The 10,145-nt window shown below is 71.1% G+C and carries 9 protein-coding genes; 3 read left to right on the top strand and 6 right to left on the bottom strand.

Going from position 1 to position 10,145, the window contains the following annotated elements; all coding sequences use genetic code 11:
* Positions 1-63 precede the first annotated feature (63 nt).
* The 3 genes from ACFWI9_RS09885 (at position 64) to ACFWI9_RS09875 (ending at position 3,898) form a co-directional block, all read left to right on the top strand.
* The gene (locus tag ACFWI9_RS09885) at positions 64-1,152 is read left to right on the top strand and encodes a thiamine ABC transporter substrate binding subunit (protein ID WP_387160375.1); all 1,089 of its coding nucleotides are present in this window, start codon (positions 64-66) and stop codon (positions 1,150-1,152) included.
* 92 nt (positions 1,153-1,244) lie between these two features.
* Positions 1,245-2,861 (top strand): ABC transporter permease, encoded by a 1,617-nt coding sequence (locus ACFWI9_RS09880; protein WP_387160370.1) that lies wholly within the window; start codon positions 1,245-1,247, stop codon positions 2,859-2,861.
* Positions 2,861-3,898: an ABC transporter ATP-binding protein gene (locus ACFWI9_RS09875; protein WP_387160369.1), complete on the top strand. Its 1,038-nt coding sequence runs from the start codon at positions 2,861-2,863 to the stop codon at positions 3,896-3,898. The genes ACFWI9_RS09880 and ACFWI9_RS09875 overlap by 1 nt, the downstream gene beginning before the upstream one ends.
* A gap of 88 nt (positions 3,899-3,986) precedes the next feature.
* Here the strand turns inward: ACFWI9_RS09875 and ACFWI9_RS09870 are convergent, their stop codons facing one another.
* From ACFWI9_RS09870 to ACFWI9_RS09845, 6 genes are all read right to left on the bottom strand, one after another.
* Positions 3,987-4,901 (bottom strand): hypothetical protein, encoded by a 915-nt coding sequence (locus tag ACFWI9_RS09870; RefSeq protein WP_387160367.1) that lies wholly within the window; start codon positions 4,899-4,901, stop codon positions 3,987-3,989.
* Positions 4,902-4,996: 95 nt separating this feature from the next.
* Positions 4,997-6,139 (bottom strand): LOG family protein, encoded by a 1,143-nt coding sequence (locus ACFWI9_RS09865; RefSeq protein ID WP_387160365.1) that lies wholly within the window; start codon positions 6,137-6,139, stop codon positions 4,997-4,999.
* A gap of 43 nt (positions 6,140-6,182) precedes the next feature.
* On the bottom strand, positions 6,183-7,337 hold the full coding sequence (locus ACFWI9_RS09860; RefSeq protein WP_387160363.1) for a hypothetical protein: 1,155 nt from the start codon (positions 7,335-7,337) through the stop codon (positions 6,183-6,185).
* Positions 7,319-8,053: an ABC transporter ATP-binding protein gene (locus ACFWI9_RS09855; RefSeq protein ID WP_387160361.1), complete on the bottom strand. Its 735-nt coding sequence runs from the start codon at positions 8,051-8,053 to the stop codon at positions 7,319-7,321. Before ACFWI9_RS09855 ends, ACFWI9_RS09860 begins: the two co-directional genes overlap by 19 nt.
* A 181-nt stretch (positions 8,054-8,234) precedes the next feature.
* Complete coding sequence (locus ACFWI9_RS09850; protein WP_387160359.1) at positions 8,235-9,623, bottom strand: aspartate aminotransferase family protein; 1,389 nt, start codon at positions 9,621-9,623, stop codon at positions 8,235-8,237.
* Positions 9,608-10,099, bottom strand: a complete 492-nt coding sequence (locus ACFWI9_RS09845; RefSeq protein ID WP_387160358.1) for an Lrp/AsnC family transcriptional regulator — start codon at positions 10,097-10,099, stop codon at positions 9,608-9,610. The genes ACFWI9_RS09850 and ACFWI9_RS09845 overlap by 16 nt, the downstream gene beginning before the upstream one ends.
* Between the last annotated feature and the right edge of the window lie 46 nt (positions 10,100-10,145).

Here is a 10,145-nt window from a genome sequence, read left to right as displayed (position 1 = left end):
CCCTGGGGATCCGCTGACCGGGCAGGGCCGCGTCTCTTCCTGGTCACCCCAGGAGGAAGCTCAGTGAGCACCACCAAGAAGATCACGTTCGCGGCCCTGGCCGCGGCTCTCGGCGCCGGCACGCTCGCGGGCTGCGGCGGGGAGTCCAAGGACAGCGGCTCCGGGGCCGGGTCCAAGACCGTGACGCTCGTCAGCCATGACTCCTTCGCCGCCACCCCGGCGGTGCTGAAGGAGTTCACCCGGCAGACCGGTTACACGGTCAAGGTGCTCAAGAGCGGTGACGCCGTCGAGGCCCTCAACAAGGAGATCCTCACCAAGGGCTCCCCGCAGGGCGACGTGTTCTTCGGCGTCGACAACACCACCCTCTCCCGGGCCCTCGACAACGGCATCTTCACTCCGTACGAGGCCAAGGGCCTGGACCGTGTCCCCGAGGACCGCCGGCTGGACAAGGACGAGCACCGGGTCACACCCATCGACACCGGCGACATCTGCGTCAACTACGACAAGAAGTACTTCGCCGACAGGAAGCTGGCGCCGCCGCAGAGCTTCGAGGACCTGACGAAGCCCGCCTACAAGGACCTCCTCGTGGTCGAGAACGCCGAACGCTCCTCGCCGGGCCTCGGCTTCCTCCTCGGCACCGCGGCGAAGTACGGCGACGAGAACTGGAAGGACTACTGGGCCAAGCTCAAGGCCAACGGCGTCAAGGTCGTGGACAGCTGGGAGCTCGCCTACAACCAGGAGTTCTCCGGTTCCGCCGGGGGCAAGAAGGCCAAGGGAGACCGGCCGCTCGTCGTCTCCTACGCCTCCAGCCCGCCGGTCGAGGTGCTCTACTCCGAGCCGCAGCCCAAGGAGGCGCCGACCGGAGTCGCCACCGGCACCTGCTTCCGCCAGACCGAAGCCGCGGGCCTGCTCAAGGGTGCGAAGAACGAGGCCGGTGGCAAGGCCCTGCTCGACTTCCTGATCAGCAAGAAGTTCCAGGAGGACATGCCGCTCAACATGTTCGTCCACCCGGTCGTGAACGACGCCGAGCTGCCCGCGCTGTTCACCCGCTTCGGCGCGGTGGTCGACAAGCCCGAGACCATGGCGCCCGAGAAGATCGCCGACAACCGCGACCAGTGGGTCCAGTCGTGGTCCTCCCTCGTCCTGAAGTAGGCGAACGCCCCCGGACACCCGGGCGACCCGGTGTCCCCGGGTCGCCGGGGACCCGGGGACACCGGCAGGGGAACGCGGCGCGGCTCGCCCTGATGGCAGCGCCCGTCGCGTTCTTCGCCGTCTTCTTCGCCTACCCCGTGGCCGGCATCGTCGGCCGCGGGCTCAGGCCGGACGGCGTCTGGCGGTTCGGCCATATCAGCGAGGTGCTGAACCGACCGGAGATCCTGGACGTCCTCTGGTTCACGCTGTGGCAGGCGCTGGCCTCCACCGGGCTCACCCTGGTTCTCGCGCTGCCCGCCGCCTATGTCTTCGCCCGCTTCGCCTTCCCGGGAAAGCAGCTGCTGCGCGCCGTCGTCACCGTGCCGTTCGTCTTGCCGACCGTGGTCGCCGGCACCGCCTTCCTGGCGCTGCTCGGCCGTGGGGGCCTGCTCGACGAGCTGTGGGGCGTACGCCTCGACACGACCGTATGGGCGATCCTCCTCGCCCATGTCTTCTTCAACTACGCCGTCGTCGTACGGACCGTCGGCGGGCTGTGGTCCCAGCTCGACCCCCGCCAAGAGGAGGCCGCACGGGTGCTCGGCGCCGGGCGGTTCGCCGCCTGGCGGAGCGTCACCCTGCCCGCGCTGACCCCGGCGGTGGCCGCGGCGGCGCTGATGGTGTTCCTGTTCACCTTCACCTCCTTCGGCGTCGTCCAGATCCTGGGCGGCCCCGCGTACTCGACGGTGGAGGTGGAGATCTACCGCCAGACCGCCGACCGGCTCGACCTTTCCACGGCTGCTGTGCTGACGCTGATCCAGTTCGCCGCGGTCGGCGCCATCCTCGCCGTGCACGCGTGGACCGTACGGCGACGCGAATCGGCCCTGAAGCTGGTCGACCCCGCGCTGACCGCGCACCGGCCGCACGGCGCGGGGCAGTGGGCCCTGTTCGCGGGTGTGCTCGCCACCATCGCGCTGCTGATCCTGGCCCCGCTCGCCGTACTGCTCGAACGGTCCCTGGACGGCCCCGGCGGCTACGGCTTCGCCTTCTCAGAGGAGCTGCGGTCGGCGGTGGACGGCGTTGTCAACTACAGTGTGCCGCCGCTGGAGGCGGTCTGGAACTCCTTGCGGTACGCGCTCGCCGCCACCGCCATCGCGCTGCTGATCGGCGGGCTGGCGGCAGCCGCCCTGACCCGCAGGGCCGGGCGGCTGGTCCGAGGCTTCGACGCGCTGCTGATGCTGCCGCTCGGGGTCTCCGCCGTCACCGTCGGCTTCGGCTTCCTGATCACCCTCGACGAGCCCCCGCTCGATCTGCGGACCACCTGGATCCTGGTGCCGCTCGCCCAAGCCCTGGTCGGGGTGCCGTTCGTGGTACGCACCATGCTGCCGGTGCTGCGCGCCGTGGACGTACGGCTGCGCGAGGCGGCGGCGGTGCTCGGCGCATCCCCGCTGCGGGCCTGGCGCGAGGTCGATCTGCCGCTGGTACGCCGGGCACTGCTGGTGGCCGCCGGTTTCGCCTTCGCCGTCTCGCTCGGTGAGTTCGGGGCGACCGTCTTCATCGCCCGCGCCGACAACCCCACCCTGCCGGTCGCCGTGGCGCGGCTGCTGGGCCGCCCCGGCGAGCTCAACTACGGGCAGGCGATGGCGCTGTCCACCATCCTCATGCTGGTCTGCGCGGCAGCCCTGCTGCTGCTCGAACGCATCCGGCCCGACCGTTCCGCAGGGGAGTTCTGATGCTGACGCTGGAAGCCGCGACCGTACGGTTCGGGCAGCGTGCGGTGCTCGACGCGGTGGACCTCGAAGTCGCCGATCACGAGATCGTCTGCGTCCTCGGCCCGAGCGGCAGCGGCAAGTCCACACTGCTGCGCGCCATTGCCGGGCTCCAGCCGCTGTCCGGCGGCCGGGTGCTGCTCGGTGGAGCGGACCAGGCGAGCGTGCCCGTGCACCGGCGCGAGGTCGGCCTGATGTTCCAAGACCACCAGCTCTTCCCGCAGCGCGATGTCGCAGGGAACGTCGCCTTCGGCCCGCGTATGCACGGCATGCCCCGCGCGGAGCAGCAGCGCCGGGTGGCGGAGCTGCTCGACCTCGTCGGGCTGCCGGGCGCGGGCCGGCGGGCCGTCGCATCCCTGTCCGGCGGGGAGCAGCAGCGCGTCGCCCTGGCCCGGGCGCTCGCACCCCGACCCAGGCTGCTGATGCTGGACGAACCGCTCGGCCAGCTCGACCGTACGCTCAGGGAACGGCTCGTGGTCGAACTGCGCGGCCTCTTCGAGCGACTCGGCACCACCGTGCTCGCCGTGACGCACGACCAGGGCGAGGCCTTCGCACTCGCCGACCGCGTCGTCGTCATGAGGGACGGGGCCATCGCCCAGAGCGGCACCCCGCGCGAGGTGTGGCAGCGCCCGGCTTCCACGTTCGTCGCGCGGTTCCTCGGCTTCGACAACATCGTGTCCGCGGAGGTCAACGGCCGGGCGGCCGAATCCCCCTGGGGCGGCATCCCGGTACCGGACGGCTCCCGCCAGGGCTCCTGCGCCCTGCTGGTCCGCCCCGCGGGCGTCCGCCTGACCGCTCCCGGGGACGGTCTGCCCTCCGAGGTGCTCTCCCGTACCTTCCGGGGCGCGCATGTCGCCGTACGGCTGCGGCCGGAGAACGGCCCCGAGCTGGAAGCCGAATGCCGTCTCACCGAAGCTCCGGAGCCCGGTGACCGAGTCGGCGCCGTGTTCGCCGCGGACGAGGTGGTGCTGCTCCCCGCTCCCGGCCCGGACACCGCCTGAGACCGACCCACCGAACGGGGCCCGGGACTGCCCCACCGACGGAGCCGCCCGGCTCACCGGATCGGACGGCTCGCCGGATCGGACGGCTTCACCCGACTCCGGCGGGCTCCCGTTCGGGCAGCGGTAGGGGAGTGGGCTCCTCGGACTCCGACCGCCCGAACCAGGCCACCGCCACCGCTCCCGCCACGGCCAGCACAAAGCCGGCGACCGCCAGCCAGCCGAATCCCGGACGGGACGTGTCGCCCAGCCAGAGCACGCCGATCGCGCCCGGAAGCACGGTCTCTCCCACCACCAGAGCGGCCGTCGCCCCGTTGACCGAACCGATCTGCAGGGCCACCGTGTGCAGATACATACCGCCCGTGCCGGCGATCAGGATCGCGTAGAGCGCCGGGTCGCAGACCAGAGCGACCGGATCGAACGGGTCGATACCGTCGAGCACCCGCACACCGACCCCGAGCGCACCGAAGCCCAGGCCCGACAGCAGACCCGCGAGTATCGCGGCCCGCGCGCCGAGCAGCCGAACCACGACGGTGCCGCCCACCATCAGCAGCAGTGAGATCGCCAGCAGCCACCAGTGGGTGGCCATGGGCGTGTGTCCGCTGCCCTCCGGACCGGCCGCCGTGGCCAGCAGGATGAGGGCCGAGCACACGACGCCGATGGACGTCCACTCGGCGCGTGTCAGCCGGATCCCGAGCAGCCGGATGCTCAGCACCGCGGTGATCACCAGATTGGCGCTGATGATCGTCTGAGACAGGAACAGCGGCAGCAGCCGGGCCGCCAGCGCGCCCAGCCCGAACCCGACGAAGTCCAGAATGGTGCCCACGATGAACTCCCAGGTCATCGCGGCCTTTGCGGTCGAGGACAGACTCGGCCCGCCGTGCTGGGTGACACCGCTCGTGGCGGCCTCCCGCCGGGCGGACTTGCGGGAGCCCACGGCTTGCAGCACCGACCCCGTTCCGTAGCAGATCGACGCTGCCACGGCGGTCAGCAGTCCTACGAGCACCGAAGCCCCCTTTTACGCTGGTCTGCGGGGTCGGCGGTGCGGCCCCGTGTGGTCCCATTGCCAGACGTGAACCGGGGCCCGGAAGTTGCCTCCGACTATCCGGCCCGCATCGCGGCCAGGACCTCCGGGACCTCGTCCACCGAGTCGACGAGGGCGATACGGGACTCCATCGAGCGCTCCGCGGCCAGCGAGCGCAGCAGGGGCCAGGCGGGGAGTCGCTCCGTCCAGTGGGCGCGGTCCACCAGGACCATCGGGGTGGGCTCGCCGCGGGATTCGTAGTAGTTCGGGGTCGCGTTGTCGAAGATCTCCTGGAGGGTGCCCGCGGCGCCCGGCAGGAACACCACGCCCGCGGTGGAACGGGCCAGCAGACCGTCCTCGCGGGTGGCGTTGGCGAAGAACTTCGCGATATGCCCCGCGAAGGGGTTGGGCGGCTCATGGCCGTAGAACCAGGTGGGAATGCCGATCGAGTCGCCGCCTCGGGGCCAGCGGGAGCGGACCTCGAAGGCCGCCGCCGCCCACTCCGAGACGGACGGGGTGAAGGACGGGGCCTTGCCGAGTAGTTCCAGGGACTCGTCCAGCATCTCGTCCTCGAACGGAGCCGCGTACCCGCCGAGGTTGGCCGCCTCCATCGCACCCGGTCCGCCGCCGGTGGCGACCAGCAGGCCGGTACGCGACAGGGCGCGGCCGAGGCGGGCGGCGCCCGCGTAGGGGTCCGTGCCGCGGCGCATCGCGTGCCCGCCCATCACGCCCACGACCGGCACATCGGCGACGAGTTCGTCCAGGGCGTCGGATATGGCGTCGTCGTGGATCGCCCGGAGCATCGACGCGTAGATGTCGCGGTCGCCCTTGGTCTGCTGGAACCACTCGTACGCGAGGGCGTCGGGGGTGCCCTCGTAACCGGCCCCGTCGAGGCCGGCGAACAGCTCGTCGGGGGAGTACAGCAGCCCCCGGTAGGGGTCGAAGGGCAGATCGGGGATCGGCGGGAAGACCAGCGCGCCGTCGCCGCGCACCTTGGCGCAGGCGTCCGGCTCCATCGCACAGCCGAGGAACACGGCGCCGGTGGTGTCGCCGGACAGCAGCGCGAAGGTGCGCTGCGTCAGGTCGACGGACTGGAAGCGCCGCCCCGCGAGGCTGCCGCGCACGGCCACCCGGTCGAACTCCTCGATGGTCTCTATCTCATGGTCGTCGTCGTAGGACGACCCCAGCCTGTGTCTCTGCTGCTTCTGTCCCGGCGCCATCCGGACACGATAGGGGGCCACCCGGGCGCGGCCCCGGCCGGGGTCAGGGCCGCAGCGGCATCGTCGCGAGCTGCGCCACCGCCAGGGTGAGCGGGGCGAACACCCCGAGCAGTACCACCGTGCGCAGCACCGCCGAGGCACGCAGCGTCGACGTCCGGGCGCCGATGCCCCGCAGACCGGACCTGACGAGCGCGCGGGCGTGCCTGGCCTCCAGGGCCGAGGTGAGCAGCGTCGCCACCGCGCAGGCCAGGACGAGGGTGGCGCCGAGACCGGTCAGCTCGCCGAACGGCCGGGGCCAGTCGGCGCCCGGGGCGAGCACGGTCACGGCGACGACGGCGGCTGACACCGCGCAGAGCAGCCCGAGCGGCCGGCCGATCCGTACCGCGTCCGCCATCAGAGCCCGCCCGGCGAGCAGCCGCACCGCACCGGGGCACAACGACTGGACCGCGATCCCGCACACATAGACGATCCCCGGCCCGGCCACCGCGAGCCCAAGTACGGTCAGCGCCCAGCCCGCCAGCACTCCGGCCGGAGCGTGGGTGCCCGCGTCGACGGTCGCGACCGGGCCCGTGTAGGACCGCAGCGTGAGACCGGCGGCGGCGAGCGCGATACCCCAGGGCAGCCCGGCGGGCGTGGCCTCCGAACGGGGTTCGCCGCCTTCGAGCTCGAAGCTCTCCTCGCGTTTCGCGCCGCGTGGACGCAGCGAGAACGCCGCCGCCGCCGAGGCCGCGACCGGTACCAGGGCGAGCAGGGTGAGCGCCGCTCCCATGGGCAGCGGCTGTCCTGCGAACAGCAGCGACCCGGCCGCACCGTCGAACGGAAGGCCCGTCAGATCCCCCCGCAGATGCAGGAACAGCAGCAGTGCCAGGGAGCTGCCGAGCGTGCAGGCCACTGCCGTCGACACCGCTGCCAGGACGGTGAGCCGCACGGGCCCGAGCCCGACCGCGGACAGACCGGGTCTGGGCCGGGTGGTGGGGTCCGTACGGGCCACCGCTACAGCGAACTGCACGGCCGCCGCGAGCGGCAGCAGGCACCACAGCAGCCGCACCAGCGGCTCAGGGGACGGCTCCGCGCGGGAAGCCGCGTCCGCCAGGGTGCACAGCAGCAGGAAGCCGACCCCGCCCGAAGCCGCGGCGACGAGCAACCGCCGTAGCTGCACCAGGGCGTGGGCCCCTCGGGCTAGACGGAGAGAGAGCACGCCGCCCGGCCTTCCGTGCCGGTGCCGGTGCCGTCGGCGGGAGCGACGCGGCGGCCGTCGAGCAGCGACACCATACGGTCGGCCAGTGTCGCCACCTCCGAGTCGTGCGTGGCGAGCACGAGCGTGATCCGGTGCGAGCGCGCGGCCGTGGTGAGCGTACGCAGTACCTGGGCCCGGTCGGTGAGGTGCAGGGTGGCGGTGGGTTCGTCGGCGAACAGCACCGTCGGGCCGGCGACCAGGGCGCGGGCCAGGGCGACCCGCTGGCGCTGGGCGTGCGGCAGCGTGCGGGGCCGCTTGCGGGCGAGCGGGCCGAGGTCGAGCCGCTCCAGCCAGTCCATGGCGGCGCTCTTGGCCTTGCGGTGCGCGATGCCGCGCAGCATCAGCGGCAGTGCGGCGTTCTCCCAGACATTGAGCTCGGGGACCAGCTGGGGTTCCGCGCCGAGCCAGCTGAAGCGGTCCCGGCGCAGCCGCTCACGGGCGATCGCGCTCATCGTGTGGACGGGAGTGCTGTTGAACCAGACCTCGCCCTCCTTCGGGACGAGCTGTCCCGAGAGGCAGCGCAGCAGAGTCGTCTTGCCGCTGCCGCGCGGGCCGCTCACGGCGAGGATCTCGCAGTCGCGCACGCCGAGCGAGACTCCGCGCAGGGCGGGCGTGCCGCCGAGGGAGTGGTGCAGGGAGCGCGCCCAGAGCACATCGTTGTCCGGTGGAGCCACCATTGGCGTACACCTCGGTTCAGAAACGTCGGTCCGTTCCCCCGTACGGGGGAACGACGTCGAAGCCGATACGTCACAGCACCGTAGGCACTCGGAACCGGGTGGGCGGAAGGCACGCGGCCCGGTTGCGCCCGTTCTCACTCGAACAGGCGCATCCGGGCCGCGGATAATGGGATTTCGGGGATTAAAGCTTGGTCCAGGCCTCCGTAAGGACGGACCGCAGGACCTGCTCGATCTCGTCGAAGGTCGACTGGTCGGAGATCAGCGGCGGCGCGAGCTGGATGACCGGGTCGCCGCGGTCGTCGGCGCGGCAGTACAGACCCGCGTCGAACAGCGCCTTGGAGAGGAACCCGTAGAGCACACGCTCGGTCTCCTCATCGTTGAAGGACTCCTTGGAGTGCTTGTCCTTCACCAGCTCGATTCCGTAGAAGAAGCCGTTTCCGCGCACGTCGCCGACGATCGGCAGATCGTGCAGCTTCTGGAGGGTGCCCAGGAAGGCGCCCTCCTGGTCGAGCACATGCTGGTTCAGCTTCTCGCGCTCGAACAGGTCGAGGTTGGCGAGCGCGACGGCGGCGGAGACCGGGTGGCCGCCGAAGGTGTAGCCGTGCAGGAAGGTGTTGTCGCCCTTGTAGAACGGCTCGGCCAGCCGGTCGGACACGATGCAGGCGCCGATGGGGGAGTAGCCCGACGTCATGCCCTTGGCACAGGTGATCATGTCCGGTACGTAGCCGAACTTGTCGCAGGCGAAGGTCTTGCCGAGTCGGCCGAAGGCGCAGATGACCTCGTCCGACACCAGCAGCACGTCGTACTGGTCGCAGATCTCGCGGACCCGCCGGAAGTAGCCGGGTGGGGGCGGGAAGCAGCCGCCCGCGTTCTGCACCGGCTCCAGGAAGACCGCGGCGACGGTGTCCGGGCCCTCGAACAGGATCTGCTGCTCGATCTGGTCGGCGGCCCAGCGGCCGAAGGCCTCCGGGTCGTCGCCGTACAGCGGTGCGCGGTAGATGTTGGTGTTGGGCACCTTGTGCGCGCCGGGCACCAGCGGCTCGAACGGGGCCTTCAGGCCCGGCAGCCCGGTGATGGAGAGGGCGCCCTGGGGGGTTCCGTGATAGGCGACGGCGCGCGAGATGACCTTGTACTTGGTGGGCTTGCCGACGAGCTTGAAGTACTGCTTCGCGAGCTTCCAGGCGGTCTCGACCGCCTCGCCGCCGCCAGTGGTGAAGAAGACCTTGTTCAGATCGCCGGGGGCTTCGCCCGCGAGGCGCTCCGCCAGCTCGACGGCCTTCGGGTGGGCGTACGACCACACGGGGAAGAAGGCCAGCTCCTGCGCCTGCTTCGCGGCGACCTCGGCGAGCTCCCTGCGGCCGTGGCCGGCCTGGACCACGAACAGGCCTGCGAGGCCGTCGATGTAGCGCTTGCCCTTGTCGTCGTAGATGTACGTGCCCTCACCGCGCACGATGGTGGGGACGGGTGCGTTCTCGTACGACGACATGCGGGTGAAGTGCATCCACAGGTGGTCGTATGCGGACTGGGAGAGGTCGCTGCGGTCCTTGCTCACGGCTATCGGGTTCCCCACATATAGGTCTGCTTCTTCAGCTTGAGGTAGACGAAGCTCTGGGTGGAGCGCACACCCGGCAGAGTGCGGATCCGCCGGTTGATCACCTCAAGCAGGTGGTCGTCGTCCTCGCAGACGATCTCCACGATGAGGTCGAACGAGCCCGCCGTCATGACGACGTACTCGACCTCGGACATGGCGGTCAGCGCGTCGGCCACCGGGTCCAGATCGCCCTCGACGTTGATCCCGACCATCGCCTGGCGGCGCAGGCCCACGGTGAGGGGGTCGGTGACGGCGACGATCTGCATCACGCCCTGGTCGAGCAGTTTCTGGACACGCTGCCGGACGGCCGCCTCGGAAAGGCCGACGGCCTTGCCTATCGCGGCGTACGGGCGGCGCCCGTCCTCCTGCAACTGCTCGATGATCGCCAGGGAGACGGCGTCGATCGTCGGAGACGAACTGCTACCGGCCCTGGACTCTGCGCTTCGACTGACCACGAGCACACTGTGCACTGGAGTCGGCTATCTCGCAACCCATCGGCGA

The organism is Streptomyces sp. NPDC127084 (assembly GCF_042724175.1).
In the GTDB taxonomy this organism is placed as follows: domain Bacteria; phylum Actinomycetota; class Actinomycetes; order Streptomycetales; family Streptomycetaceae; genus Streptomyces.
The sequence above is the reverse complement of the archived record's forward strand: the minus strand, read 5'-3'. Positions and strand labels throughout refer to the sequence as shown.

What these genes read in the sequence shown, in the direction of transcription:
- ACFWI9_RS09880 (WP_387160370.1), top strand. Translation starts at nt 1,245, where the DNA reads ATGGCAGCGCCCGTCGCGTTCTTCGCCGTCTTCTTCGCCTACCCCGTG.
- ACFWI9_RS09875 (WP_387160369.1), top strand. Translation starts at nt 2,861, where the DNA reads ATGCTGACGCTGGAAGCCGCGACCGTACGGTTCGGGCAGCGTGCGGTG.
- ACFWI9_RS09865 (WP_387160365.1), bottom strand. Translation starts at nt 6,139, where the DNA reads ATGGCGCCGGGACAGAAGCAGCAGAGACACAGGCTGGGGTCGTCCTAC.
- ACFWI9_RS09855 (WP_387160361.1), bottom strand. Translation starts at nt 8,053, where the DNA reads ATGGTGGCTCCACCGGACAACGATGTGCTCTGGGCGCGCTCCCTGCAC.